Below are 25,806 nucleotides of genomic sequence, written 5' to 3'. Positions count from 1 at the left end.
GATATGACGGAAGAACCACATCTGCTGACGGAAGTACGCGACTCCATCCTGATCGTGTCGCTCAATCGCCCCGAAAAGCTCAATGCTCTTTCAGGCGAGACCATGCAGCTTTTCGACGAAGCGCTGCTACGATTTCGTGATGACCCCGGACTTCGCGTCATGCTCGTCAGGGCCAATGGCCGCTTTTTCAGTGCAGGTGCGGATATGAAGGGTGGATCAGGGCGCAAACGCCCCGAAACCGCAACCGAAATTCGTGAGAATCATCGCATTGGCCTGCATGGCATGCACCGAATCTATGACGAGATGGAGCATATCGAGAAACCGATTGTATGCGCGGTCCATGCGACCTGCGTCGGCGGCGGGCTTGAACTGGCACTGTCCTGCGACTTCAGGCTTGCGGCAAAAGCTGCAAAATTTTCGTTTCCCGAGGGTCTGTTCGGCGTGCTGCCCGCATCAAATGGTGTGAGCCGCCTGACTCGCATTTGCGGTTCCCACTGGGCGCGCTGGCTGATCATGGGTAACCAGAAGGTCGATGCGGATCGCGCCTTGATCATGGGACTGGTTCACGATGTCCTGCCTGACCAGGATTTTGACGCAGCGGCGCTGGAATTCTGCCACCATCTGACCAAGAGCGATCCCGAGCAAATGGGCGCAGCCAAAATAGCCATCGAACTGGCCGCGGACCTCGGCCGTGACCAGGGAAGGCAGGTCGAACGGATGGCAAATAGCGCGTTGATGTTAAATCCGGCCTACCGGCAACGCATTGATGATTATATCAAGAAGATCGGTAGCGAGGGCAAATAGTCCTGCAGGACTTTAGTGACAGCTGGCCAGCATCACCATTGAACACCGCGTTCACTGCGAATTCCAAATTCAAACAATCGGGCTTCGGCGGCCAATAGCCCGGTTTTGTCGGGGCGATATGCAGTCGGAAGGTCGTTCATCAAAAGCTTGTTGTTCAGCACCGATACCGCACGCTCAATGCCCATATAAACCGCAGATGCCATTGAATTATGTGGATATTCGGAACTTTCGGATTTCTTCGCCATTTGCGCAATGATCAGGCCGAGGATTTCCTGGGCAACGGAAGCACGGTGAGCGATCATCTTCCGGTCCCGCTTGTCCGCAAAATTATTGCGTATGTGAAATACATTCGCATTTCGGGTCCAGAAGATAAAAAAGGCATTGATGAACTTGCTGCACTCTTCGGCGAGATTTTCATCTTCCCAGCGGATGCGCAAATGAGCCAGATAGGCCTCCTCAGCGTCGACCATTATATGTTCAAGCACCCCGAGGATAACGTCTGTGAGGTCGCTGAAATAATTATAGACCGAGGTCATGCCCAGGTCTGCTTCGGCTGCAATGGCACCGAGGGAAATCTGGAGGTCGTCTGTCTCGACAATCAATTTGCTGGCAGCCGTCAGAATTCTTTGTCGGGTAATGATGCCCTTGCGCCCTAATTTTTGTCCATTCAGATTGCGCACGACCCGTTCGCTAGCTGGTCGCTCGTTATTTTCTGCCGAAATACGTAAATCCGATGAACTGTGCAAATCACTCTTTCCATGCAATCAATTTGGTTTCGAGATGCTCCTCGATCCCTTCGCGGCCCCATTCCCGGCCGACACCGCTGGCCTTATAGCCGCCGAACGGGATATCCCCGGCTATACACATGCCGCCATTCACGCTGATCGAACCCGTTCTGATCCGCCGCGCAACGGACATGGCCCGCTCGAAGTCACCCGAAGACACACCACCCGATAGCCCATATTCGCTATCGTTCGCAATACGCACGGCAGCATCATCATCATCGAACGGGATGACGACCAGAACCGGTCCGAAAATTTCTTCCTGCGCAATCCGCATGTCATTGGTCACATCGACGAAAACGGTTGGTTCGATGAAATAGCCGGTTCCCTTGTCGGGACGCGCATTACCACCAGCGAGCAACGTAGCACCTTCTTCCTGCCCGAGTTTGATATAGGATAGCACGCGATCCATTTGGCGCTGCGATATCACCGGTCCCATGATCTGCTGCGGGTTGTCGAAGTCGCCCCAATTGTCACCAAAACCGGCATAGGCTTGTGCCAGAATCGCCTTAGTTTCCTCGTATCGGCTAACGGGAACCAGCAGACGAGATTGCACGGCACAGCCCTGCCCGGCATGAAATACCAGCATGGTCTGCGCGACTTCCATGGCGAAATTCGGCGCATCGTCGAGGATGATCTTCGCTGATTTTCCTCCCAGTTCGAGGAACACACGCTTCAGGGTCTGCGCCCCTTTCTCCATGATGCGCTTTCCGACGCCCGTCGATCCGGTGAAGCTGATCAGATCCACGCGCGGATCGGTAACCAGCATCTCTCCGGCCTCGGCAGGATCGCTGCCAAACACGACATTTATTACGCCCGCGGGAAAACCGGCCTTATCCGCCAGTTCACCGAAAATCGCGCCCATGCCCGGCGTGTTGGGAGCAGGTTTCAGGATAACAGTGCAGCCAGCCAGCAACGCTGCAATGACCTTCCCGACATTCACGTACAGCGGCACGTTCCAGGGAGAGATTGCGCCAACCACGCCCACTGGTTCATGAAATGCCCGGCGATGGCTGGTAAAACCATAGCCTTCACGTGTGCCATAGTCGGTTTCCCATTCGACTTCGGGAAATACACGCAGATAGTCGTCCCAGCCGTCCAGCGCCATGTCGACATGCGCCCGGCCCACTGCTCCAAGTGCAGCACCCGCTTCTATTCTGGCGAGCTCATTCAGGCGATCCTTGTTCTCCTCGAACAGGTCCCGCAATTTTTTGACCAGACCGACCCTCAATTCGACATTGGTTGCCCAATCGCTTTCATCAAATGCCCGGCGGGCAGCCGCGATTGCTTCGTCGACATCGGCAGCGGAGGCATCTGCTGCCTTGCCCACGACTTCTCCCGTCCACGGTCCGATAATGTCGAATGTCCTGCCAGCGGCGGCCTCGCGCAAGGTTCCATCGACATATAGCTTGGCTTCGGGGAGCATGGTCATTCTGAATCTTTCTTCTCTTGAACGGGAACATAGGGGCGATCGCCCGTGATCTCGACATGGCCGACATGCATGTCATGCGGTGTATCGACGACATGCCTGAAAATATCGGCGACGGATTTGTAATGCGACAAGGGCCGGGTGCGGACATCGATGCCGACTTTCACATTTTCTTCGACAAAACGCATCGTCAGGTCGATCGGCCAGTTCGAACCGGTCTTGCTTTCGTCATACATCTGGCCACAGCGAACCGAAGAGACCCTGATGCCATCGGGGGCCAGCTCCCGGTCGAGCATGCTGGACATGGCTTCGAGACCCGCCTTGGTCGCAGTATAAAGCCACTGCATGGCAAATTTGAGAGCAACACTCTCGCTGCTGACGTTGATGATTTTGCCGCTGTTCCGGAAAAGCGGCAGGGCTTCGCGCGAACATAATACGGGGCCGGTCAGATTGGTGTTCACCATCGCTACCACCTTTTCGTCCGTTGCCTCGGCGAGAGTGAAGGGTTCGTAGGATGCGGCGCTGTTTATCAGAACGTCGATTTTTTCGCATTTTTTGGCAATGTTGGCGAAAGTGTCGCGGACCGAGGCAGGATTTCCAACATCGCAGGACAGGGCGAAATGTTCGCCGCCCAGTTCATCGGCAACTTTCGCAACTTTTTCAAATGTGCGCCCGAGCAGCACGACACGGTCGCCATCTGCCGCGAAACGCTGGGCCAATGTGCGGCCGAGACCCTCGCCCGCACCGGTAATGATAATTGTTTTGGACATTTTTCACCTCTTTCACAAAGCCTATCGCGAAATTCCTTATTCAGACCAGTAGCGACCCGCTTTCATCGCAGCCGCGATAAGGTTGTTCAGGAATTAGCCGGACGGGCAAAATCTTCGGGGTAGACCGCCAGATCGCCATCATAGGCGATTCCGTCGCTCCAGAACTGATCGCCGCTCACCTTGCGGAAATAGTGAACGGTGCGGGCCACGGAGCCGGCTGAACTGCGCGGCTGGAAGGCGACACCCGACGGACTGACACCGCGCGCGCGGGCGCTGAAGTCGCGAACGGTGAACAGCAGGTCGTCGGTCTGCTGGGCACAGAATACGAGATCGCTGCCCGGACAATAGCGGCGCGGCTCGACCTGCAGATCGGCAAGTCGTCCGCGTTTCATCCCGACTTTTCCCGGGACACGGGACACTTCGGGCATATGCACATCGTCATACCATTGGTGATATTCCGGCTCGCGACCGGCGACAAAGTTGGCGAGGATGATCGACACGCCGGAAAAGGGCTTGCCCGCCTGATGATTGGGGCTGAATTTCCAGTCGGAATACATGGCATAGCTGTGGATGCGCTCGCTTTCGTCGCTATCGTCAATCATCCCGGCATCCCGCGCTTCGGCTAGCAGCGGCGCAAGCGCCGGCAAATCGATTTCCGGCGCCGGATAGTCAAATTCGTAGACGCTCATGAAACGCCATGGCTGGGGAATGTCCGGCATGATCTGTTCGGGAGTCAGTTCATAGCGGTCCGCCTGCAAAAAACCTCGCAAACGCGAAAGATCCGCGCGGTGCTTGCCGTCAAACCAGTCGGCATATTCACCCTCCCGATTTTCCGGAACATTGTGCAGGTGGATCGTGGTGTAGAGGCTCATGCATATTCCCTTTTGCTGTCCTTCGGACTATCATTGATCGGTCATGGCCAAAACCGAAAATCAACCGATACGCTTTTCCATCATCCGGGCGAAGGATGCCCCGGACTGTGCCGAATGCGACATGATGACCCAGCAGCCCCTTACCGAGGTTGAAACCGAAGGATCGATTGCGGCGCATGAGGCAGGAATGCTGGAAGGTGCCACATTGCGTGTGCTGTTCCAGATGCCTGGAATGAGCCTGACCCACGTCTGGTTCAAGAGCGGCTTTCCTTTGCCCCGCCACAGCCATGACACCGACTGCCTCTACTATATCCTGGCCGGATCGCTGCGAATCGGCACCGAGGATCTGGGGATCGGGGACGGGTTTTTCGTCGGCGCCGATGTGCCCTATGTCTACACGCCCGGCGAACAGGGCGTGGAACTGCTTGAATATCGCTCTTCCAATGCTTTCGATATCAAGCTGCTCGCCAATAATCCGAACTGGTGGAGCAAGGCGGTCGGCACGATCGGTGAACGTCGCCCGGAATGGGATAGCGAAAAACCGCCTTCATCCATGAACTGATCGCGTCAGGGCAAAGCCCTGCTCCGGTCTAGCGCCCCGTCTTGTCGAAAATTCCGCCAATCTCGATATTGGAAAATGTCGGCTCGCCCTGCCCGACCGCGACCCACAAGAGATGATCAACCTTGCCGGGGCCGTCCTTGAGCCAGACACCCCCGGTCGTCCCGAGTGTCAGATAATCGCGTCCGTTCCGGGCGGCATAGTCATAATAATGTTCATGGCCAGCGATGACAGTATAGGGCCGATCGGCCAGCAACGCTTCCAGTTCCCGGAATTCGGCGCTGTCATAGGCCCATGCGGGCTTGTGCATGAGAATGAATGTCCAGCGCGGCGCGGGATTGTCGGCTAGGACCTTGCGAAAATAGCTGACCTGCTCGGGGCTGATCGAAACCTCGCCAGGCTTAGCCACTTTTTCCTTGCCCCGCGTCGCCTCGAGAATGCGCTCCTGCGTTCCGACGGGATCGCGCGCCATTGCCTGCTGCAGCCGGACATGCCCTTCCATCGCGCTTTGCGGCAGCGCAATTGGCGGGTCTTCGGTCGAAAGACCGAGAATGAGAACATCGTCTTTCACCAGGCTCCAATAAGCCGGCCCGCGCCGTTCGCGCCAGATACGGGCCATGACCGCGTTGGAATAGTCGTGATTTCCCGGCACCGCATGAAAACGGGGCCCGAATTTTTCCAGCTCCGCTTCCACTTCATTCCATTGCCTGGCCAATTCTTCTTCATCCTCGATATAGCCTTCGACCAGATCGCCGACCGACAGCACCAGATCGGGTTGCATAGCGTGAATTTTGTGCAGGGCATCCTCGAACACTTCCGGTCGGTGTCCCCCTGTCCTGTCACCGATGATGGCGATGCGAAGCATTGGCGGCTGTTCGATATTCTCGCCGCTGGCAGATTGAACATTTTCCGAAACCGGGGTGCATGCAACCAGACCGGCCAGCATCAGGGAAACAGCGAAGCGGCCAATCGGATTGCGCATGAGGATCATCCCCGCCAGCCGCGCATCATGTTGCCGCCATCGCACAGGATCACCTGATTGTTGATGAAGCTGCCTTCATCCGATGCCAGAAATATCGCGAGATTGGCGATATCCTCAGCCGTGCCCTGACGCTTGACATATTGCATCGCCTTCAGCTTTTCCCAATTTTCCGGATCCACCCCCTGCTGCGCGGCTTCCGTCGCCATCAGGCCGGGCGCGATCCCCACACAACGGATGTCGTCGGCAGCAAATTGCGTGGCCATCGCATGGGTGAAAATATTGAGGGTCGCCTTGGTGATGCCATAGGCGGTCGCCGGGTTATAGCTGGCCATCGAGGATTTGTTGATGATGATTCCTTTGGCCTTCGCCAGCGCCGGCTGGATCGCCTCGGCGAGCAGCAGCGGAGCGAAGCTGTTTACGGTGAAGAAATGCTGCCATTTCGCCAGCCCCATGCCGCTGAAGCCGCGGGCAATTTCCCCCATGTGCAGCCCGGCATTGTTGATCAGCACGTCGATACGGTCATGATCGGCGAGTATTGCCTTGCCAAAGTCAATGATCTGCCGTTCGTCCGACATGTCAACCCGGTGGGTTGATGCCGTTGATCCCCGATCCTCGATCAGCCCTCTGGTTTCCGCCAGACCGGCTTCGTTGATGTCAAGGAGGACCAGATGCGCGCCCTCACCTGCGAAGGCGAGCGCATGGGCGCGGCCCAGTCCGGCGGCTCCACCCGTTACGACGACGGTTTTACCGGAAAATCTCTTGTTCATGCATTTCTCTCCCAATTCTGGAAATTGATCAAAGCTTCCGGAATATCACCCTCGATAGCTTCTTGATGCGATCGTCATTCGAAGCGAGTGAATTTGATGCTTGCTATCCGCCAACCCTTGTCCGTGCGCCTGAAAATATCCGAGTAACGCCCAACCACGGTCATCAGCCCCGCGCCTTCGCGCCGACGCGATTCCACCTGGATGGTCCAGTCCCCTGTTGCGCTGTCTCCATCAATTTCAATGATTGGCGAGCCGAGCGCGTGGATCATCCACTCGCTGCCGCCGCCAATTGCCGTGACCATGAAGTCGGCAATGGCCTCTGGTCCTTCCAGCATGCCAAAGCCATAATCGCCAACAAAGTCCTCGGTGAACAAAGTGCCAAACATCTCCCGTGCACCGGCCTGATCGCTGGTCGAAGTATCTGCTGCCAGGCAATAGCGGGCCTTGAGATTGGCGATCTCCAGAGCATCACTGCTCATCATGTTTCTCCTGACAGACGCTGGGATGCGAGTGCCTTTACATCGGCAGCCTTGATCTTGGAGCTGCCAGTGAGTTCCAGATCATCTTCGGCGAAGAACAGCACCCGTCGCGGCACCTTGTAGCTGGCCAGTTTCTCCTTGGCGAAGGCCTGAACCGCGCTCTGATCCAGATTTGCACCGTCGTGCAACACGATACAGGACACAACGAGCTCACCAAGAGTATCGTGGGGAATGCCCACTGTCTGCACTGCCTTGATGCCGGGATTTTTCTTGAGCACGGCGTCAATTTCGAGCGGGGAAACATTGGCTCCGCCTGTCTTGATAATGTCGTTGAGCCGCCCCTCCCAGTGCAGTCGGCCCTGATCGTCAAACCAGCCGCCGTCGCCGGTGCGCAAATAGCCTTCGTCATCGAGCGTCTCGTCGAGCGGGATGCCGATATAGCCGAGCATCATCGTCGGACCCTTGACGCAAATTTCGCCACGTTCGCCCATCGGCACCGTTTCGCCTGTCAGCGGCGCCACGATCTTGAATATATTACCCGGACAGGGCTTGCCATGGGACCCCCCGATCACATCCTCGGGCGTGTTGGAGGGGAAGGTCGAACTGAAGGTGAAGGTCTCGGTGTTGCCGTAAGTGGCATAAGGCTCTCGCCAATCGGTATCGATGGTCGGATGCGCTGCCAGCGGCGAAGTCCGATCGACATAATACATTTCTGACAGATCAACGCTGGCCCAGTTTGGCGCCGCGACAAGTTGCTCCCACTGGTGCGGCCAGGCATGGACCTGGTTCGCCTTTTCGGTCTCCATCAGCGCCAGTGCCTGCTCGGGCTGGAAGGTCGACTGCAACACCAAAGCGCCACCCTTTGTCAGCCCGCCACCAAAGGCCATGGCGAAATTGCCCGACCAGAAAAACCCGTTCGCCGACCAGACCCGCGGCGTACGTTCGACGCCATAATATTTCGGGAAGCGCCACAGTTGCAGGGTGACTCCGCGATGCGCGGACAGCACGCCTTTGGGCATGGCAGTGGAGCCTGAGGAGAAGAACAGGACGCCAGGATCGGACGGCCGGTTTAGCTTGGCTCGGGCAAGAACGCGGTCGTCACTGATATTTTGTCCGCGAGCGAGAAAATCATCCCAAGTCTCGATCCCACCGCTCGCTTCGCCGATGGCAGCGACATGGGTGAGGAAAGGAAAAGTTTCGGATATGATCTGACCGGGAGAGCAGTTGCTGATTTCCGGCTCGATCGCTTCCATCAGGGCGGAAAAATCCCTCTTGAGTATCTGCCGTTCGAGCAGCAGCACCGAGCAACAGGACAGATTCACCAGATGCTCCAGCTCGTCCTGCGTTGAAAAAGTCGAGATCGTCGTCGCAACCCCGCCAGCCAGCGCCGTCCCGAACGTCGCAGCCAAAAATTCCGGCCGGTTGGTCATCAATATGCCGACGCGCGTGCCCTTGCCGACCCCGGCCGCAATCAAGGCGCGCGCCGCCTCGAATGCCCGGTCGCGCAGGTCCGCATAGGTCCAGCTGACGCGCTTTCCCTCGTCATAGAACACCAGGGCCTCACGGTCGGCAAATTGTTCGGTGACCTCCAGGAACCAGCCGGAAAGCGTTAGTTCCCCGATACCCTCCTCTTCTGCAAGAGGAGGACCTGCGACGATGGAAAGAGGCTTTACCGGCATAAGATATCCCCGCGGGTCAGGCGTTCACGTCGACGATGTAGCGCCCGCGCACTTCACCCGACATGAATTTTTTCGCCGTATCGACCGCCTCGGACAGGGTGATTTCCTGACCGATGGATTCCAGTGCGGCGGGATCAAGATCCTTGGCGAGGCGATCCCATGCCTTCAGTCGCTTGGCCTTCGGCGCCATGACGCTGTCTACCCCGAGCAGCGAAACGCCGCGCAGGATGAACGGCATCACGGTTGCCGGCAGATCAAAACCCTGTGCCAGTCCGCAAGCAGCGACCGTGCCGCCATATTTTGTCTGCGCGCAGGCATTGGCGAGCGTGAAGCTGCCCGCTGTGTCAACGACACCAGCCCAGGTTTCTCGCTGCATCGGCTTGCCTTTCTCGCCCATTTCCGCGCGATCAATGATCCGGTCAGCGCCAAGCCCCTTGAGATAGTCCGCTTCATCCGGCTTGCCGGTGAGCGCAGCAACGGTGAAACCGGCCGCTTTCAGCAGCGCGATTGCAACCGAACCCACTCCACCGGTCGCACCGGTAACCAGCACTTCACCCTGATCGGGTGTCACGCCATGGTCGACCAGCGCGTCGACGCACAATGCTGCGGTATATCCGGCCGTGCCGATGGCCATCGCCTGTTTTTCATCAAATGCCTTGGGGAGGCCGACCAGCCAGTCACCCTTGAGCCGTGCAACCTGCGCCAGGCCGCCCCAATGCGCTTCGCCCACGCCCCAGCCATTGAGCACAACCTTGTCACCTGCCTTATAGTCGGCGTGCGATGATTCCCGAACCGTACCGGCAAGGTCGATGCCGGGGATCATCGGGAAGCTGCGTACCACTGGTGAACTGCCGGTGATCGCCAGGCCGTCCTTGAAATTCAGCGTCGAATAGGCGACGTCGACCAGCACATCGCCTTCGGGCAGATTTGCTTCGTCGACCTGGGTAAGGGCGACCGATTGGCCATCATCATTCTTGTCGATTACGATTGCGTTGAACATTACGAATTGGTTCCTTTTTCTGATTTTTCATTCACTAGTTTCAATGGCTTTGGCGATTGCCCGAAATCCTCGTCCGCCAGCCGTTCGACAACGGTCTGGTTCCGGTCTTCGACGAGCGTGCCATATAGTGACAAGCGCAGCATTTCCCGGGCGAAGCGATGCGCCAGCGCAGTGCGTTCCTTTTCATCATGCGAATGCGATCGTGCCCAAACCGGCCAGAGGAAATTCCCTGCCAGCGTGATCACCGAGAATACGTCAACATCGATTCCCGGCTTTGCCATGTCGGTCTGTGCGAAGCGGGCGATGGAACCGGCATATTCCCGCCAGAATGGATCCTTGGACGGATCGGGAAGGGACAGAAGTTGCAACAGCCAGATGCGACAGAGATCGGGATTTTCCATGGCGAAAACGGCGAGACGGTCAGTGGTCTCGACCATGTCGACCTTTTCGACATCGCGTTCGCCGAGCAATTCGGGATCACCGAAAACGGTCAGAAACATCCGCTCGGACACCAGCTCGAGCGTCGCGGCGACGAGTTTTTCACGCGTTTCAAAATGCTGATAGGCAGTACCCCGGTTGACCCCGGCTAGCGCCGCGACAGCCGACAGGCTCACGGCGTCCGGCCCGTCCTTGGACAGCAGGGTCAGGGCGGCTTCGAGGATATCTGCTCGCGTCGCTTCAGGATCACGGGCTCTGCGCTTGCTGTTATTTGCCATTTTTTCCGGTTCCCCTGTCGACACAGTCTGCATGGACGCGCACTATCATGCTTGCAACTGTGCGCTTTCATCTATCGCCCGCGCGAAAGTTAATCCAATATTGCGTGGCATTTGCCCCAATACGTCGCTGCAGCGATATGATGCGGCTGAAACGTTCGACGGCTTGGCCTCTCCGCCAATGTCGCGCATTCAGCATGCCAAACGGCCTGCAGTGCGGGTTGAACATAAACAAGGAGACAAAAACGGTGTCAACTCCCAAGCTCGATTGCTCTGATCTCGACAATTATATGGGCAAATCCATGCAGCCTGCCCGGATGGTCGATCCTTTTGCCAATTGCGATATCCGGCGCTGGGTACAGGCGATGCATTATCCGAACCGGCTTCATTATGACACCAACTATGCCATGCAGAGCCGCCACGGCGAGCTGATTGCGCCGCAAAGCTTCCCGGTCACCATGGATGACGGCCATGGCTCGGCACCGTCCTGCATCGGCAAGATACCCAATTCCCACATGCTGTTCGGCGGCGACGAATGGTGGTTCTATGGCCCCACGGTCAAAGGCGGCGACCGGATCTGGAACGAGCGCATTCCCTTTGACTATACGATCAAGGAAACCAGCTTCGCCGGACCGACCTGTTTCCAGCGTGGCGACAATTTTTATTATAACCAGCACGGCGATCTCGTCGCCAAGCAACGCTCGACCTCGATCCGCTACGGCCAGGAAGCGGGCGAAGCGAGCCAGTCCGGCACGACCGAAGGCCATGAGGAACCGGTGTGGACCGATGACGAGCTGGAAAAGCTGGAAGAGCGCAAGTTCGAGTGGATCAAGATGCTCCACGACCTTGGCCACAGCCCGCGTTACTGGGACGATGTCAAGAAGGACACCGCCCTGCCCGAGCGCGTGTTCGGCATCCATTCGATCGTCAGCTTCACCACCGAATGGCGCAGCTACACCTTCACGCAATGGGGCAGCATGCACCGTCGCACCGATCTCAACATGGCGGAACTCGGCTTTGTCGGTCCGATGGCCGGACCGGAGCAGGATCCGACCGAGGAAGCGATCAATCCGGAAAATACCGACGGCGCCTATATCGGCCCGTCGCGCGGACATCTGTTCCCACGCTGGGCGCGCTATATCGGCATGCCGCGCGGCTATGGCTATGGCGCATCGATGGGAGCGTGGATCACCGACTATTTCGCTGGCTGGGCCAGCGAATGGGGCATGGTCCGCCACAGCAAGTGCAATTATCGCAGCCCCGCGCTGACCGGCGATATCACGATCATGACCGGCAATATCCTCGACAAATATGTCGACGAGGATGGGCGCCACATGGTTGCGGTCGATTGCCGGATGGTCAACCAGCTGGGCGCGGTGCTGGCGACGGCAACGGCGGAGATCGAGCTGTTCAAACGACCCGAGTGAGGCCCAGCGGCCTGATACACCAGCGGAGAAGATAATGGCCGCTGATCGAACCGGCAAATGGTTCGATCGGCGGCCATTTACATGTTCTGCCTGAAGACCTGATCGCGCCGGGGGTTCCCGAACAGATATTCGGCGCCCCGAACCGCTACTATCTGCTGGTTTTTCTGCGGCTCAACCCGAGCAAGGCGCAGCGCGAACAGCAGGAGCCGGTTGTCGCAGCCTGATTGAACAGGCCGGTTCAGGCAAAGCCGAAACGATCGCGATAATCCTTGTAGCGTTCGCGAACCTCGTCCTCACTCACGCCAAATTCTTCCAGCGTATATTTGTGCTTGCCGTGCTTGCCCTTGGGGTTTTCCGCGATACAGGCGCGCATCGCTGCTTCCGCTTCTGCTGTTAGCGGCTCGTTGAAATGGTCATATACTTTTGCCATCATGCCGACCGGATCGCGCACCTGCTCGGCATAGTCGATATCGAAGATCGCATCTTCTCCATGCTTGGCGCGGTAAGCCTGCTGGCGTTCGATCATGAGATCGAATGTTTCCATCAGCGCGTCCGCAATCCGGCGGCCATCGACGGCATCGCTGTAAATCGGCCGAACCGTATTCACCAGAGAGCAGGCCGATCCCACAACCTGCAACGGATCGCGATGGGTCATGACCAGCTGGGCATCGGGATAGACGTTTGTCAGAGCGTCCAGATATAGCGGATGCCAGGGATTTTTAAGCGTCCAGCGGCCACCATTTTCGGCCTGCATCAATTGCAGCTGCATTTTTTGGAAACGGAAAGCCGGCTCATAGTCCGCTTCATGCAGGAACCATTTGTGATAGCCCGGAACATCCAGAATGGAATCGAACAGCTGCGAGCAGAATGACATGGCCATGGCGAACTGGTCTTCGGAAGGGCTGTCGGCATCCTCATGATGAATGGCGGAAAGATGCGGCATATATTTTTGCGACATATCGATCCGCTGTTGCTCGGCGAGATAGCGTTCGTCATCCTTATATCCGCTCGATTTCGATGGCGGCACCGAGCTCAGTGCTTCCCAACGCATATAGTTGCGGCGAGCAGGGTCGGAGGCCAGCATGTTGATCGTCAGCGTGGTGCCCGTGCGGGGCAGTCCAAAGACAAACATGGGCTTTTCAATCGGCTGTTCGAGCAGGTCGGGATGCTTTTTGAGATAATCCACGATCTTCAGGCGATTGACCAGATAACCGATTATCGATCCTGCAAAGCGTTCTGCCCCCGCTTCGCTCAACTTCGCTTCGCCGCTGGCCGAATCCATCAGGCGATCCAGCGCATCGCGAAACGGAAGATCGCCAAAGTCATCCAGCCCTGTCTGGGCGCTTGCCCGGTCCAGCAATTCCTGCGTTGTAATCGTTCCCACTTTTATCTCCCACGCTACATCGGGTCAGAACGACACCAGCCGCCACCCGTCTATCTTGAAGCCCGCGTCATATCACGCTTGCCGGAGCAGGCTATCCGTCAACCGTGCTTATCGCTCCCGCGAAGCGGCATTCACGGTCCGCTCCATTTTTGCCGCATCCCGGTGGCGATGTTAGTCGCTAGCTATTGCAGCGGTATTTTTGCAGCCTAGTGTCCGATGGAAATTCTACAGGAAGAGGAAGCTATGGACATTGCGCTCGAAGACCTTCTCGATCATGAATATATTCGCCGCTGTATCGCCCGGCTGGCGCGGGGAGAAGACCGGCGCAACGCCGATCTCATCCAGTCGGCTTTCTGGCCAGATGCGGTCGTGGATTATGGTGTGTTCAAAGGCAGTTTTGACGAATATCTCGCCTGGGTAGTGCCAGGAGCCGACGCGATCACCAACACCCAGCATGTTGTCGCGCAAAGCCATATCGAGCTGGAAAATGATGGAGCGAAGGTAGAGACTCAGGTCGTTTCCTATCACCGACTGGACATGGGGGAAGGCGAACGCGACACCGTGATCGGCGGGCGTTATCTCGACATATTCGAAAAGCGCGACAAGCAGTGGCGGATCGGATCACGCAAGATGCTGTATGACTGGTACCAGGACTGGGGCGATTCGATCGACTGGTCGAAGGGCGTGATGGGTCAGCAGTTCAGCGATTCCCGCTTTTCCGGGCGTGCCAAGAACGACTGGAGCAACGAGTTTTTTGCAGGGAACCAGCCTTAGACCGGCTGCCATATCGGAGCGCCGCGCTCTTCACGCAACGAAGGGATGATCCGGCCGTCAATATCGGTAATGCCATATTCAGCCGCCAGTTCAGGCGCGATGAATGTGCCGCCGCTTTTTTCCATGATCCGTTCGTCGCCGGCGAGACTGGCAATCACGCGGCCGGGAAACTCAACCGAGCTACCCACTGCGCTGTTCAACTGGGATGCCATTCCGGGAACAGATTTGAGATTTTCCGTGGCGCGTTCGGTATAAGTGAAACCCTGCCACAGGGAGAGTGAGGCGACACCGCTCGGCTTGAGTTCAACCGCCATATCCCTTGCCATCCGGTCGAGCGCGGTTTTGCACGTCCCGAACAACGCGCTGTAGGTGTAGGTCACCCCGACATATCCGGAGATAGCGACTATCAGTCCGGAGTGTTGCGGGACCATGATCTGCGCGGCTTGCCAGGATGCGACATATGCTGCGCGAAGCCCGATATCGATCATCGACCAGTTGGACACGGGCTTTTCCCAGAAACCTCCTGGCTGGGTCAGTTCGTCGGGAATGGCAATGGCATTATTGACCAGGATATCCAGACGTCCCTGCTCCTCGGCAATTCGCGCAAACAGCCCGGCAATTTCTTCATCGTTCGAATGGTCGACCTGCACCGCGATGCCCCGGCCGCCGCGTTCGTCGCATTCCCGCGCCGTTGCGGCGATCGTACCGGGCAGCGAATGCTTGCCATCGGTAACCGTGCGACCGGTAACGTAAACCGTTGCACCCTGTTCGGCCAGTGCGAGCGCGATTCCGCGTCCCATCCCACGACTTGCCCCGGTTACAACGGCAATTCTGCCCTCCAGATTATCCATACCCATGCCCTCGCAACCCTGCCTCCCGTGTCATTTGATCCGTAGCCAGAAAGGAATAGCATGCTTTGCAGCGCCTTTCGCACCGCTGGGGCGATAAGGCGGGGGAACAGTGTCATTCCGGGTGGAAACAACCGACCTGTCGCTTATGACAAAGCTGTAACCAGAGTCTCGGGGAAGTGAATGTCCTGCAAACCAAGTAATGTCCCGCCTGCCGAAGAGCTTGATATCCCGGCCCTGAGGGAGCGATACAAGTTCGAACGGGAAAAGCGTCTGTTCCGGGATGGGCAGAAGCAATATGTCCGTCCGCAAGGCGGGCCTGTGGCCGATTTTTCTGTCGACCCCGAAGCCGAAATAAAGCCGCGTGATCCGATCACAAGCGAAATGGATGTCGTTGTGCTGGGCGCAGGCTGGGGTGGTGTGCTGGCATCCTATTATCTGACCCAACAGGGCGTCTCTGATTTTTGTAACATCGATACGGCCGGCGACTTTGGCGGCGTGTGGTACTGGAACCGCTATCCCGGCATCCAGTGCGACAATGAATCCTATTGTTATCTCCCGCTGCTCGAAGAAACCGGCTTCATGCCGTCCAAGAAATTCGCCGATGGCGAAGAAATTCAGGGCTATACGCGGCAGATTGCGGAGAAATACGGCTTTGCCGACCGGGCCCTGTTCCACACCCAGATCACGTCCCTGACCTGGGATGAAGCGATTCAGCGCTGGCACGTCGGCACCAACCGCGGTGATGATATCAAGGCGCGATTTGTGGTCATGGCAAACGGCGTACTCAACATGCCGAAATTGCCGTCAATCGAGGGAATTGATAAATTCAAGGGCAAGCTGTTCCATACAGCGCGCTGGGATTATGACTATACCGGCGGCAGCTACAGCAACCCTGTGCTCGACAAGCTGAAAGACAAGAAGGTCGCGCTTGTCGGGACCGGTGCTACTGCGGTTCAGGCCGTCCCGTATCTCGCCCAATATTGCGAACATCTCTATGTGATGCAGCGCACGCCATCGACTGTCGATGCGCGGCCCAATCCGCCGACGGATCAGGAATGGCTCGCTTCGCTCCAACCCGGTTGGCAAGCTGAGCGGAAGGACAATTTCCACCGCGGCGCGATGGAGGCCTATGGGCCCGGCGACACCGATCTGGTGTGCGATTTCTGGACCGAGATCAGCCGCAATCTGAAGGCAGAACTGGAAGCGGAGGGCTGGCCGGAACTGAGCATGGAGGACATGCTGGCCCGGCGCGATGTCATGGACCATCGCGTGATGGAACGGATGCGCCGCCGGGTTGACGACTTGATCGAAAGTCCCGAACTCGCCGAAAAGCTCAAGCCTTATTACAATTTCATGTGCAAGAGACCGCTTTCCAGCGATGTCTTTTACCCGGCTTTCAATCAGGACAATGTCGAGTTGATCGACGTATCGGAAACCCGCGGGCTGCAGCAGCTGACCGAAAAAGGCTTTATCGCCAATGGCAGGGAATATGAAGCGGATTGCATCATATTTGCCAGCGGCTTCGAAGTGACCAGCGCGCTGGAACGCCGCTGGGGCATCGACAGAATCGAAGGCCGGGACGGGCTCTCGCTCTATGATCACTGGCGCAACGGACCGCAGACCCTGCACGGAACCATGACCCATGGCTTCCCGAACCAGTTCTATATCGGCTATATTCAGGGCGGGCTCAACGCCTCGGTCACCGAACAGTTCGGTCGTCAGGGCGAACATATCGCACATATCATCGCCGAAGGGCTGAAGCGCGGCGCGACGGCTGTCGAGCCGACCAAGGAAGCGATGGACGCTTATACCGACCATTTCAAAGCCACCCAGATGGATAATAGCGAATTTCTGAATGCCTGCCCGCCGAGCTATTTCAGCAACGAGGGTGCAAGCAGCCATGAATGGGGCCTGTTCCGTCAATGGGGTGCCGGCTGGAATGACTTCATGCAGACATTGAAATCATGGCGCGAGAAGGGTGATCTGGAAGGTCTGGATATAAGCAAAGATCAAGCGGCGGAATAGAGCGGAAAGGACATGGTCAATGGATAAACCTAGCAATATCAAACCGCCGAACATCGGCCCGGACGTGATGGACCGTGAAGAACTGGTGACCTATCCGACCGAGGCTTTCCTGTCGCGGGACTATCTGGAAGAAGAAAAGTCAAAACTGTGGCCGAAAATCTGGCAAATGGTCGAGCGGGAAAGCGATCTGCCCGATCCCGGTGACTGGATGACCTATGATGTTGCCGAAGAATCGATCATCATCCTGCGCAAGGATAACGGATCGCTGAAGGCCTTTCACAATGTCTGCCCGCATCGTGGCCGCCAGCTGGTGAGCGTACCCGACATGCTGCCCGGCAAGGTCCATGATGTGCGCGGGAACAACCGCAAGAATTTCATTTGCGGCTTCCACGGCTGGACATATGACACCGACGGCAAAAATATCTTCATTCTCGATCCGCAGGACTGGGACAACAAGCTCACGCCGGAAATGACCTGCCTGAGCGAGGTCAAGGTCGATTGCTGGGGCGGCTATATCTACATCAACATGGATCCCGACTGTATCCCGCTGAAGGAGTGGATGGGACGCGCCGGAGAAATTCTCGATCATTTCGAGCTTTCCAAGATGCACTACAAGTGGCGCCAATGGGCGATTTACGACTGCAACTGGAAGACAGCGATCGAGGCCTTTCTGGAGCCCTATCATGTCGCCGGCACCCATACCCAGCTGCTCGCCTATGGCAATTATTATGCGCTTTCAAAACAATATGGCCTGCATTCGGTCAGCAGCTATGACACGCGTGACGAAGATCTGAAAATGGCCGAAAGTTCGGGCACGACCCGCGCCGGCAAGGGGCTGGACCCGCGCGTTTCGACCTATGAACTGATCAAGGAAAATTACGAGACCGTCAATTTTTCCGCCTCTACCGAGACTCTGGTCAAGGCGGCGAGCCGGCTGGTCGACGAACTGCCAAAGGGCACACCGCCAGCGGATGTCATCGCCCACTGGATGGCTTCGGCCAAGCAGGACGATGCGGCGCGCGGCGTGATCTGGCCGGAAATACCGCCGGAAATCATGGCGGAGGCCGGCCTCGCCTGGGGCCTGTGGCCAAACCAGAACATATTGCACGGCGTGACTTTCGCGCTCTGCTATCGGGTGCGTCCTTATGGCGATGATCCCAATAAATGCGTGTTCGAAAGCTATGCGCTGGAACGCTATCCCGAAGGGGAAGAGCCCGAAACCGAATGGGTCTATGCCGACCCGATCGCAGAAAACTGGGGCTCCGTACTGGCACAGGATTTTGCCAATATGGAATTTGTCCAGAAGGGCATGAAATCGAGCGGGTTTCGCGGCCCGCTGCCCAATCCACATCAAGAACAAAAAGTCATCAACCTGCATCGCAATCTGGCGAATTTCATGGGGCGTGGCGAAGTAAGGAAAATAACATGAGCTATGACGATCCCAAACCGGTAACCGCAACTTCGGAACTGACGGTCAAGGAGGGCGGCACACCCGTCTACAAACGGATACTCGACCTGTTCGAAGCGGAAGGCATCAAGACGCTGTTCGGCATTCCCGATCCCAATTTCGTGCATCTCTGTCTGGAAGCCGAATCGCGCGGCTGGACCGTGGTGTCGCCGCACCATGAAGCGGCCGCCGGATTCATGGCCGAAGCGGCCAGCCGGATTACCGGCAAACCCGCCTTGTGCTTCGGTACGCTGGGCCCCGGCCTCGCCAACATGATGCCCGCCATCCAGTGCTGCAAAGTCGAGAATTCTCCGGTGATCTTCCTCGGCGGCCAACGCGCGCGGGTGACCGAACGGCGCGTTCGGCGCGGCCGGATCCAGTTTGTCCAGCAGGAACCGATGATCGAGGATTCGGTCAAATATTCCGGCGCCATCGAATATGCCGACCAGACCGACGAAGTGATCCGCGAAGCCATCCGCATCGCCATGTCGGGCACGCCGGGTCCGACCTATGTCGAATATCCCAGCAATGTCATTCTCGAAGAGCTCGATGTTCCCGAAGTCTTGCCGCCGCATCGCTACCGGTTGACCAATCAGGGCGCCGACGGCGACCGTCTCGCCGAGGCTGCCGAGCTGATCAAGGCTGCGAAAAACCCGATCCTGCTGGTTGGCCATGCGGTGCATACGACCAAATCGGGCGACGCGGTCAGGGAACTGGCGCTGAAGATGAATTGCCCGGTGATCCAGACTTCCGGTGGTACGAGCTATATCAAGGGGCTCGAAGACCGTACCTTCCAATATGTATTTTCCGACGCATCGATCGAGGCGGTCGAAGCCTGTGATGTCGTGGTCGCGCTGGGCACCGAGCTCGGCGAGCCGGTGCATTTCGGGCGCTGGCGACACTGGCACGAGGGCGAGGCCGAACGCAAATGGATCTATGTCCAGCAGGACCCGACCGCAATCGGCGTCAATCGGCCGATCGACGTTCCGCTGGTCGGCGATCTGCGCGCCGTGGTGCCGCAACTGAGCCGCGCGCTCGGTGACGGGCTGCCACCGGCGGCCGGTCTCGAGAAATTCATGAGAGATGGTCAGGCCGAGCTCGACGAACTGGGTCAGGAAGCCCTGACCAAGAGCGATGGCACCGGCAATACGCAGGTGCACACTGCGCGCTTCATCGTCGAGGCCACCAAGGCCTTTCCGGCGGACGGCATCATGATCCGCGACGGCGGCGCCTCCGTGGTGTTCGGCTGGACCTACAATCAGTGCAAGCCGAATGACGTGATCTGGAACCAGAATTACGGCCATATCGGCACCGGCCTGCCATATGCGACCGGCGCGATGCTGGCCGACATAGCGGAAACCGGCAAGACGCGTCCGGGAATGCTGGTGACTTCCGATTCGTCCTTCCTGTTCCATATTGCCGAGCTGGAAGTTGCGGTGCGCCGTAACCTGCCGCTGGTCTGTGTGGTCGCGGTCGATTTCCAATGGGGTCTCGAAGTCGGCGTTTACAAGCGCACCTTCGGCCAGGGCACGGCGGAAACCGGTACCCACTGGAGCGACAAGGTTCGCTTCGACAAGATCGCCGAAGGACTGGGCGCGCACGGCGAATATGTCGAAACGGCCGAGGAAATTGGCCCTGCCATTGCCCGCGCCTACGCCCGCGGCGGGCCTGCGGTGATCCACGTACCGATCGATCCGAAGGCCAATTCGGAAGAAATGCCGAAATATGACAAGTTCCGCACATGGTATGCTGAAGGCACGCAATAAGGCCGCCGGCATCATCGAAGCGAGGGAAAGAATATGCGCGAATATCTGAAATTCTACATCGATGGCCAGTGGGTGGATCCCATTGGCTCCGGCACGGTCGATCTCGTCAATCCGGCGACCGAGGAAGTTTCGGGTAAAATCGCGCTCGGTTCCGAAGCCGATGTCGACAAGGCGGTCAAGGCGGCACGCGCCGCCTTTGCCAGCTATTCGCAGACGTCACGCGACGAGCGGCTTGCCCTGCTGAAAGCCATCAAGTCCGAATATGAAAAGCGGCTGCCGGAACTGGCCGAGGCGATTACCGAGGAAATGGGTGCGCCCGCTTCTCTGGCGTCCAGCTTTCACACCTTTCTCGGCACCGGACATCTCGACACGGCGATTGCGGTGCTGGAGAAATTCGCTTTCGAGGAAAAGCATGGCGATACGCTGATCATGAAAGAGCCGATCGGTGTCTGCGGTCTGATCACGCCGTGGAACTGGCCGATCAACCAGGTGACCGTGAAGGTCTTCCCGGCGCTGGCAGCGGGATGTACGGTCGTGCTGAAACCGCCCCAGCTTGCGGCCTATAGCGCGCAAATTCTCGCCGAAATTCTGGACGCCGCCGGCGTACCGAAAGGCGTGTTCAATATGGTTCAGGGCAAGGGGTCGGTGATCGGCACCGCCCTGTCCACCCATCCCGATGTCGACATGATCAGCTTTACCGGATCGGAAAGCGTCGGCGTCCAGATCAGCAAGGATGCAGCGGATACGGTCAAGCGAGTCTGTCTCGAACTGGGCGGCAAAAGTCCTTATATCCTGCTCGACGATGATGGTCTGGCCGAGCGGGTTGCCGCGGCGACCAGCGGCATGATGGTGAATTCGGGACAGACCTGCAGCGCCGGTTCGCGCCTGATCGTTCCGCAGGCTCGCATGGCAGAAGCCAAGGCGGCGGCGGCCGGAGCGGCCGAAGCGGTCACGGTCGGCAATCCCGCAGGAAATGCCGCGATGGGACCGGTGGTGTCAAAGGACCAGTTCGACACCGTTCAGGCCTATATCAACAAAGGGATTGAGGAAGGCGCCGAACTGGTTGCCGGTGGCCCGGGTCTTCCCGAAGGGCTCGACAAGGGCTATTTTGTAAGGCCAACCGTGTTCGCGACCACCAACGACAAGGTCGTTGCGCGGGAGGAAATTTTCGGTCCGGTACTGGTGATGATCGGATATGATGATCTCGATGACGCGGTTGCCATCGCCAATGACACCGATTTCGGTCTTGCCGGCTATGTCGATGGCAATGATCAGGACAAATGCCGAGAAGTCGCACGCAAGATCCGGGCCGGCGCCATTTACGTGAATGGCGGCTTCGATTTCAACGCGCCCTTTGGCGGTTACAAGCGCAGCGGTAACGGCCGCGAATGGGGTGAACATGGTTTTGCCGAATATCTCGAAACCAAGGCAATCATCGGCTGAACGACACCGGAAGCGGCTTCGGGCAGAACCAACAAGGAAACAGTCCTATGACAGCCAATTCCGGCCGGTATGATGGCCCTTCACCCACTTCGGCCGATGCAGGATGGACAGTCAGGCGGCTAACACAGCCGAGCAGACTGATGGGTGCCAACGGGCTGCGCACTGGGGCCGATGGCCGGATTTACGTCGCCCAGGTTGCCGGGAGCCAGATCAGCGCGATCGATCCCGACAGCGGTCGGATCGATACCATCAGCGGACGGGACGGACCGGTAATTGCACCGGATGATCTGGCGTTCGATGAAGATGGCAATATCTATATCACCGAGATTACCGAAGGCCGGCTGACGGTCCTGGCGCCCGACGGCAGTCACCATATCCTCAAAGGCGACATGCCTGTGGCCAATCCGGTCACCTATCAGCAAGGCCGGCTGATCGCCGGCGAATGCCGTCCGAACGGCCGGGTGATGGAGATTGACCGCAGCAGCGGCGAAGCGCGGATGATTCTGGAAGGCGTGCCGATGCCCAATGCCTTTTCGATCGGTCCCGACGGTCTGCTCTATATGCCGATCATGGGCGCCAATGAAATCTGGCGGGTTTCGCTGGACGGCGGCGAACCGGAAGTGGTTGCCGGCGATCTGGGAGTACCGGATTCGGTCAAGTTCGACAGCAAGGGCTATATCATCTCAACCCAGGCGGCGAGCGGGCAAGTTCTGCGCATCGATCCGCAAAGCGGGTCACGCGAGCTGCTCGCGCAACTTGGCCCCGGCCTCGACAATTGCACGTTCGTCGGCGATCGCCTGTTCGTCTCTTCCATTCCCGGAGAGGTCACCGAGATACTCGGCGGCGGCAAGACAAGGCCTTTGGTTGAACGCGGGCTGCAATGGCCCACGGGCCTGGCGATGGGCACCGATGGCTCGCTGTTTGTTGCCGATGGCGGCTTTACCTATCTGCTCGCCCCGCAAGGCCAGCTCGAATTGCTCGGATTTCTGTTTACGCCCGGATTTCCCGGCTGGGTACGGGGCGTGTGTCAGGGGCCAGACGGCAACTGGATCGTGAGCACTTCCAACGGTCATGTCGCGCGCTGGCGAACAGCGGATGGCGAAAGCGATTTCCTGTGCGAGGGGTTGAACAATCCCTGCGGTATCGCCTGCCGACCGGATGGGGTGATCCATGTCGCAGAGATCGATGGCGGCCGGTTGCTGGCTGTCGAAAATGGCGACACCCGGGAACTGGCAACCGGCTTGAGCCGTCCGATGGGCGTTGCGCATGATGACTCCGGAGCCTGCCTGATTGCGGAATCATCAGCCGGACGAATCATCCGGGTGACCGAAGGTGGCAGCGAGACTGTCGTCGACGGGCTTGGCGAGCCGCAAGGCATCGCAATCCACCGGAATATTCTCTACATCGCCGATTGCGGTACCAAGGAACTGATCGCATTCGATCTGGAAAAGGGGCTCCGCACGATATTGGCCAGAGATCTGCCGCTGAAGGCTCCGAAAGGCATGATCCCGAACCGGGTCGGTGCGGTCGGCACTTTATCCGGTCCGATGGATGCGTTTACCGGCCTTGCTTGCGGAGCGGATGGCACAATATATGTTTCCGGCGATGCCGAAGGCAGCGTGCTGGCTGTGACGCCAGCAGTCTAGACGGATTGGCGGGCTTTGATGCCGAAGTCCGCCGGCTATCCGTCCAGAAGACCGCTGAACTTGCTGGCAATCGTTTCCGTCGCCGTTTGCGGATCCTGACGGTAGAGCGCGTCGATATCCAGCATCATCTTGTCGACCAGCACCCGATAGGCATTGGATTCAATTCCCTCGATTATCGTCCGGGCCGCGTCTTCAGCCGAAGCCACATCCGTCGGCCGCTTGTCACCGGTTGAACTACCCATCGGCTGCAAGCCGGAATTTTTGCTGATATCGGTTGAAACCGCGCCGGGCAGAATCAAGGTGACGTGCAGGTTATTATTCATATTCTCGGCATAGAGCGATTCCGTCAGCAACTTCACCGCAGCTTTGGATGCGCCATAAATGGCCTGCCCGGGCAATGGTGCAATCGAGCTCATGCTGCCGAAATTGACAAGCTGCGCCTCATCTCGCGCTAGCAGATGCGGCAGGAATGCGCGTGTCATGTACAATGTGCCAAACCAGTTGACGTTGAACACCCGTTCCATCGCCGCTTCATCGAGCTCCGCGAACCGCACGAAGGGTTGGATCATGCCTGCGCAATTTATTAGGCAATCCAGTTCGCCATATTTGGCAATCAACAGTTCAGGCAGTGCCTTCACCGCGTCACGGTCGGTCACATCGAACGCATGCGGAATGAAATTTTCCGCGATACCGGCATCCAGTAACGCGCGTGTTTCTGTCAATGCCTCCGCCCGGATATCAGCCCCAATGACCCGGCTACCGTTGCGCACCAGTTGCAGGGCCATCTCCCGGCCAATACCGCTGCCTGCTCCGGTAATCAGAACAAGTCTATTCGATAGTTTCATATTCTGTTCCCGCGAGAATTAATCGGATAGCGAAAAAGCCCTAGCTGGTCCGGACATAGGTCGTTTCGTCGTCTGACGGGCCATCAGGAAATGCACCATAGTCCGGTGTGTCGACAAAGGCAGCCGACAGGTCGGCTGGGCCGCGATATTTGAAGGACCAGTGGCGTTTGGCAAAGCGCCAGCGTCCGTCCTCCAGCACATAGCGGTCATGATAGACACCAAATGTCATCGCCGATGTGCCGTCCGGCATTTTGGCAAATTCGATTATCTGTTGGCGTCCCTGCGCCGTTGATCCATCGACATCGAGTATCGGCGTCTGCGCAATCAGCTGGATTCTCTCACAAAAGCCGAGCAGACGACCCGCGGCTTCATGGATTGCCTCGCGACCCGACAGTTCCATCCCGGCAATCTTCCAGACGCCATTGCCGGCAAAACATTGGGCAAATTCATCGATATCCTGACGGAAAACCGCGTCGACAAAACGGGCATGCAGCTGACCCACGCCGACCGCTGCCACTGTAAAATCATCCATGTAAACCTCCTCCACATCCGTCCCGGGTGGCCTGTCTGCGTTCACCCCATCATCGCGGAGATATTCGCCGCCTCACGCTTCAAGGCTTGGCCCAGCCGAACCAGTCCATCGCCACGAATGGCGCTTTCAATCCCGATAGCGACCAAAGCGTGGCTTGGCACCGGTGCGGCGGAAAATACCGGTGCGGCGATAACAACGACACCCGCCATATAATGGCCTTCGTCTACTGCGAATCCGGTCTCGCGAGTCTGTTCGACCTGCTCCATCCAGACATCAAATGTCGGGGGATTGTCCCAGCGCAGCTTGGCAAAGCGCCGCTCCAGCTGAGCAGGGGAATGATTGCCAAAGGCCGCTATGCAGCGCCCCGTCGCGCTGATCAGCGCCGGGAAGCGGCTGCCCACTCTGGTGCTGAGCCGGAAATTGCCTTCACCCTCCGACACGGCGAGCGCGACGATATGATCCAGTCCGACGATTTGCACGCCCAGAGTGGTCACATCATATTCGGCGGCCAGCGCATCAAGCGGTTCCTGTGCCAATTGATGGAACTGGTCGCGGTGCAGAAACTGCCGTGCCAGCGTCAATATGCCGGCGTCGAGACTGTAGCGCTTGGTCGAAGGATCAAAGGCCACCAGTTCTTCGGCAACCAGCGCTCGCAAGACATAGAGACAGGTGCTCGGCACCAGTCCGAGTCCGCTTGCGATCGCCTGCAGGCTCAAAGGTTCCTTGCTTTTCCCCAGCAAGCGCAAAATTGCCGTTGCGCGTGCAATTGCGGGTGCCTTGCTGGCTTTTACATTATTAGCGAGATCATTTTTCATTCAATATATTGAATA

General features: G+C 57.9%; 24 protein-coding genes. 9 read left to right on the top strand and 15 right to left on the bottom strand.

Annotated features, from left to right (window positions below):
• Positions 1-3 precede the first annotated feature (3 nt).
• Positions 4-804, top strand: coding sequence for an enoyl-CoA hydratase/isomerase family protein (locus AZE99_RS00805; protein WP_067197091.1), 801 nt, complete (start codon positions 4-6; stop codon positions 802-804).
• Positions 805-836: 32 nt separating this feature from the next.
• On the opposite strand, the gene AZE99_RS00800 is transcribed toward AZE99_RS00805, so the two are convergent.
• From AZE99_RS00800 to AZE99_RS00785, 4 genes are all read right to left on the bottom strand, one after another.
• Positions 837-1,550: a TetR/AcrR family transcriptional regulator gene (locus AZE99_RS00800; protein WP_156472033.1), complete on the bottom strand. Its 714-nt coding sequence runs from the start codon at positions 1,548-1,550 to the stop codon at positions 837-839.
• 1 nt (position 1,551) lies between these two features.
• Complete coding sequence (locus tag AZE99_RS00795) at positions 1,552-3,018, bottom strand: aldehyde dehydrogenase family protein (RefSeq protein ID WP_067197086.1); 1,467 nt, start codon at positions 3,016-3,018, stop codon at positions 1,552-1,554.
• Positions 3,015-3,785 carry an SDR family oxidoreductase gene (locus AZE99_RS00790; RefSeq protein WP_067197083.1) on the bottom strand — a complete coding sequence of 257 codons (771 nt, stop codon included), beginning with the start codon at positions 3,783-3,785 and terminating at the stop codon, positions 3,015-3,017. Before AZE99_RS00790 ends, AZE99_RS00795 begins: the two co-directional genes overlap by 4 nt.
• An 86-nt stretch (positions 3,786-3,871) precedes the next feature.
• Positions 3,872-4,657, bottom strand: coding sequence for a hypothetical protein (locus tag AZE99_RS00785; protein WP_067197080.1), 786 nt, complete (start codon positions 4,655-4,657; stop codon positions 3,872-3,874).
• Positions 4,658-4,700: 43 nt separating this feature from the next.
• Here AZE99_RS00785 and AZE99_RS00780 point away from each other — a divergent pair, with 43 nt between their 5' ends.
• Positions 4,701-5,219, top strand: coding sequence for a cupin domain-containing protein (locus AZE99_RS00780; RefSeq protein WP_067197077.1), 519 nt, complete (start codon positions 4,701-4,703; stop codon positions 5,217-5,219).
• Positions 5,220-5,247: 28 nt separating this feature from the next.
• Here the strand turns inward: AZE99_RS00780 and AZE99_RS00775 are convergent, their stop codons facing one another.
• The 6 genes from AZE99_RS00775 to AZE99_RS00750 all read right to left on the bottom strand — a co-directional run bounded on the left by AZE99_RS00775 (position 5,248) and on the right by AZE99_RS00750 (position 10,839).
• Positions 5,248-6,198 carry a metallophosphoesterase family protein gene (locus tag AZE99_RS00775; RefSeq protein WP_197460220.1) on the bottom strand — a complete coding sequence of 317 codons (951 nt, stop codon included), beginning with the start codon at positions 6,196-6,198 and terminating at the stop codon, positions 5,248-5,250.
• 5 nt (positions 6,199-6,203) lie between these two features.
• Positions 6,204-6,965 carry an SDR family NAD(P)-dependent oxidoreductase gene (locus tag AZE99_RS00770; RefSeq protein ID WP_067197071.1) on the bottom strand — a complete coding sequence of 254 codons (762 nt, stop codon included), beginning with the start codon at positions 6,963-6,965 and terminating at the stop codon, positions 6,204-6,206.
• A 74-nt stretch (positions 6,966-7,039) separates the two neighbouring features.
• The gene (locus tag AZE99_RS00765; RefSeq protein ID WP_067197068.1) at positions 7,040-7,447 is read right to left on the bottom strand and encodes a nuclear transport factor 2 family protein; all 408 of its coding nucleotides are present in this window, start codon (positions 7,445-7,447) and stop codon (positions 7,040-7,042) included.
• Entirely contained in the window at positions 7,444-9,123 is a 1,680-nt protein-coding gene (locus tag AZE99_RS00760; RefSeq protein ID WP_067197065.1) for a class I adenylate-forming enzyme family protein, read from the bottom strand. Before AZE99_RS00760 ends, AZE99_RS00765 begins: the two co-directional genes overlap by 4 nt.
• A gap of 16 nt (positions 9,124-9,139) precedes the next feature.
• The gene (gene acuI / locus AZE99_RS00755; protein WP_067197062.1) at positions 9,140-10,123 is read right to left on the bottom strand and encodes an acrylyl-CoA reductase (NADPH); all 984 of its coding nucleotides are present in this window, start codon (positions 10,121-10,123) and stop codon (positions 9,140-9,142) included.
• Positions 10,123-10,839 (bottom strand): TetR/AcrR family transcriptional regulator, encoded by a 717-nt coding sequence (locus AZE99_RS00750; RefSeq protein WP_067197059.1) that lies wholly within the window; start codon positions 10,837-10,839, stop codon positions 10,123-10,125. The genes acuI and AZE99_RS00750 overlap by 1 nt, the downstream gene beginning before the upstream one ends.
• Positions 10,840-11,084: 245 nt before the next feature.
• On the opposite strand from AZE99_RS00750, the gene AZE99_RS00745 reads away from it, so the two are divergent.
• A complete protein-coding gene (locus tag AZE99_RS00745; RefSeq protein ID WP_067203133.1) occupies positions 11,085-12,263 on the top strand; it encodes an FAS1-like dehydratase domain-containing protein in 1,179 nt (392 codons plus the stop codon).
• Between the two features lie 238 nt (positions 12,264-12,501).
• Here AZE99_RS00745 and AZE99_RS00740 read toward each other — a convergent pair whose 3' ends face one another.
• The gene (locus AZE99_RS00740; protein ID WP_231862655.1) at positions 12,502-13,647 is read right to left on the bottom strand and encodes a sulfotransferase family protein; all 1,146 of its coding nucleotides are present in this window, start codon (positions 13,645-13,647) and stop codon (positions 12,502-12,504) included.
• A 243-nt stretch (positions 13,648-13,890) separates the two neighbouring features.
• Between AZE99_RS00740 and AZE99_RS00735 the strand changes: the two genes are divergently transcribed.
• Positions 13,891-14,421 carry a nuclear transport factor 2 family protein gene (locus AZE99_RS00735; protein WP_067197053.1) on the top strand — a complete coding sequence of 177 codons (531 nt, stop codon included), beginning with the start codon at positions 13,891-13,893 and terminating at the stop codon, positions 14,419-14,421.
• Here the strand turns inward: AZE99_RS00735 and AZE99_RS00730 are convergent.
• Positions 14,418-15,272 carry an SDR family NAD(P)-dependent oxidoreductase gene (locus AZE99_RS00730; RefSeq protein WP_067197052.1) on the bottom strand — a complete coding sequence of 285 codons (855 nt, stop codon included), beginning with the start codon at positions 15,270-15,272 and terminating at the stop codon, positions 14,418-14,420. The two genes, AZE99_RS00735 and AZE99_RS00730, sit on opposite strands and share 4 nt — an antisense overlap.
• Before the next feature lie 180 nt (positions 15,273-15,452).
• Between AZE99_RS00730 and AZE99_RS00725 the strand changes: the two genes are divergently transcribed.
• Genes AZE99_RS00725 through AZE99_RS00705 form a run of 5 tightly spaced genes read left to right on the top strand, consistent with a single transcriptional unit; the run spans position 15,453 to position 23,599 of the window.
• Positions 15,453-17,297 carry a flavin-containing monooxygenase gene (locus AZE99_RS00725; protein WP_067197049.1) on the top strand — a complete coding sequence of 615 codons (1,845 nt, stop codon included), beginning with the start codon at positions 15,453-15,455 and terminating at the stop codon, positions 17,295-17,297.
• 19 nt (positions 17,298-17,316) lie between these two features.
• Positions 17,317-18,726 carry an aromatic ring-hydroxylating oxygenase subunit alpha gene (locus AZE99_RS00720; protein WP_082788177.1) on the top strand — a complete coding sequence of 470 codons (1,410 nt, stop codon included), beginning with the start codon at positions 17,317-17,319 and terminating at the stop codon, positions 18,724-18,726.
• A complete protein-coding gene (locus AZE99_RS00715; protein ID WP_067197047.1) occupies positions 18,723-20,510 on the top strand; it encodes a thiamine pyrophosphate-binding protein in 1,788 nt (595 codons plus the stop codon). The genes AZE99_RS00720 and AZE99_RS00715 overlap by 4 nt, the downstream gene beginning before the upstream one ends.
• Positions 20,511-20,543: 33 nt before the next feature.
• Positions 20,544-21,953, top strand: coding sequence for an aldehyde dehydrogenase family protein (locus AZE99_RS00710; protein WP_067197044.1), 1,410 nt, complete (start codon positions 20,544-20,546; stop codon positions 21,951-21,953).
• Positions 21,954-22,000: 47 nt separating this feature from the next.
• On the top strand, positions 22,001-23,599 hold the full coding sequence (locus AZE99_RS00705) for an SMP-30/gluconolactonase/LRE family protein (RefSeq protein ID WP_067197041.1): 1,599 nt from the start codon (positions 22,001-22,003) through the stop codon (positions 23,597-23,599).
• A 35-nt stretch (positions 23,600-23,634) separates the two neighbouring features.
• On the opposite strand, the gene AZE99_RS00700 is transcribed toward AZE99_RS00705, so the two are convergent.
• From AZE99_RS00700 to AZE99_RS00690, 3 genes are read right to left on the bottom strand one after another with little or no spacing between them, the layout of a single operon-like run.
• On the bottom strand, positions 23,635-24,444 hold the full coding sequence (locus AZE99_RS00700; protein ID WP_082788176.1) for an SDR family NAD(P)-dependent oxidoreductase: 810 nt from the start codon (positions 24,442-24,444) through the stop codon (positions 23,635-23,637).
• Between the two features lie 40 nt (positions 24,445-24,484).
• Positions 24,485-24,976, bottom strand: coding sequence for a nuclear transport factor 2 family protein (locus AZE99_RS00695; RefSeq protein ID WP_067197039.1), 492 nt, complete (start codon positions 24,974-24,976; stop codon positions 24,485-24,487).
• A gap of 41 nt (positions 24,977-25,017) precedes the next feature.
• Entirely contained in the window at positions 25,018-25,791 is a 774-nt protein-coding gene (locus AZE99_RS00690; protein ID WP_067197037.1) for an IclR family transcriptional regulator, read from the bottom strand.
• Positions 25,792-25,806 lie beyond the last annotated feature (15 nt).

Source organism: Sphingorhabdus sp. M41, from assembly GCF_001586275.1.
In the GTDB taxonomy this organism is placed as follows: Bacteria; Pseudomonadota; Alphaproteobacteria; order Sphingomonadales; family Sphingomonadaceae; genus Parasphingorhabdus.
This window is presented reverse-complemented; position numbering and strand designations above follow the sequence as displayed.

Coding starts and splice junctions, on each gene's coding strand:
- AZE99_RS00805 (WP_067197091.1), top strand. CDS start 4: ATGACGGAAGAACCACATCTGCTGACGGAAGTACGCGACTCCATCCTG.
- AZE99_RS00795 (WP_067197086.1), bottom strand. CDS start 3,018: ATGACCATGCTCCCCGAAGCCAAGCTATATGTCGATGGAACCTTGCGC.
- AZE99_RS00790 (WP_067197083.1), bottom strand. CDS start 3,785: ATGTCCAAAACAATTATCATTACCGGTGCGGGCGAGGGTCTCGGCCGC.
- AZE99_RS00785 (WP_067197080.1), bottom strand. CDS start 4,657: ATGAGCCTCTACACCACGATCCACCTGCACAATGTTCCGGAAAATCGG.
- AZE99_RS00780 (WP_067197077.1), top strand. CDS start 4,701: ATGGCCAAAACCGAAAATCAACCGATACGCTTTTCCATCATCCGGGCG.
- AZE99_RS00775 (WP_197460220.1), bottom strand. CDS start 6,198: ATGCGCAATCCGATTGGCCGCTTCGCTGTTTCCCTGATGCTGGCCGGT.
- AZE99_RS00770 (WP_067197071.1), bottom strand. CDS start 6,965: ATGAACAAGAGATTTTCCGGTAAAACCGTCGTCGTAACGGGTGGAGCC.
- AZE99_RS00765 (WP_067197068.1), bottom strand. CDS start 7,447: ATGATGAGCAGTGATGCTCTGGAGATCGCCAATCTCAAGGCCCGCTAT.
- AZE99_RS00760 (WP_067197065.1), bottom strand. CDS start 9,123: ATGCCGGTAAAGCCTCTTTCCATCGTCGCAGGTCCTCCTCTTGCAGAA.
- acuI (WP_067197062.1), bottom strand. CDS start 10,123: ATGTTCAACGCAATCGTAATCGACAAGAATGATGATGGCCAATCGGTC.
- AZE99_RS00750 (WP_067197059.1), bottom strand. CDS start 10,839: ATGGCAAATAACAGCAAGCGCAGAGCCCGTGATCCTGAAGCGACGCGA.
- AZE99_RS00735 (WP_067197053.1), top strand. CDS start 13,891: ATGGACATTGCGCTCGAAGACCTTCTCGATCATGAATATATTCGCCGC.
- AZE99_RS00730 (WP_067197052.1), bottom strand. CDS start 15,272: ATGGATAATCTGGAGGGCAGAATTGCCGTTGTAACCGGGGCAAGTCGT.
- AZE99_RS00725 (WP_067197049.1), top strand. CDS start 15,453: ATGTCCTGCAAACCAAGTAATGTCCCGCCTGCCGAAGAGCTTGATATC.
- AZE99_RS00720 (WP_082788177.1), top strand. CDS start 17,317: ATGGATAAACCTAGCAATATCAAACCGCCGAACATCGGCCCGGACGTG.
- AZE99_RS00715 (WP_067197047.1), top strand. CDS start 18,723: ATGAGCTATGACGATCCCAAACCGGTAACCGCAACTTCGGAACTGACG.
- AZE99_RS00710 (WP_067197044.1), top strand. CDS start 20,544: ATGCGCGAATATCTGAAATTCTACATCGATGGCCAGTGGGTGGATCCC.
- AZE99_RS00705 (WP_067197041.1), top strand. CDS start 22,001: ATGACAGCCAATTCCGGCCGGTATGATGGCCCTTCACCCACTTCGGCC.
- AZE99_RS00700 (WP_082788176.1), bottom strand. CDS start 24,444: ATGAAACTATCGAATAGACTTGTTCTGATTACCGGAGCAGGCAGCGGT.
- AZE99_RS00695 (WP_067197039.1), bottom strand. CDS start 24,976: ATGGATGATTTTACAGTGGCAGCGGTCGGCGTGGGTCAGCTGCATGCC.
- AZE99_RS00690 (WP_067197037.1), bottom strand. CDS start 25,791: ATGAAAAATGATCTCGCTAATAATGTAAAAGCCAGCAAGGCACCCGCA.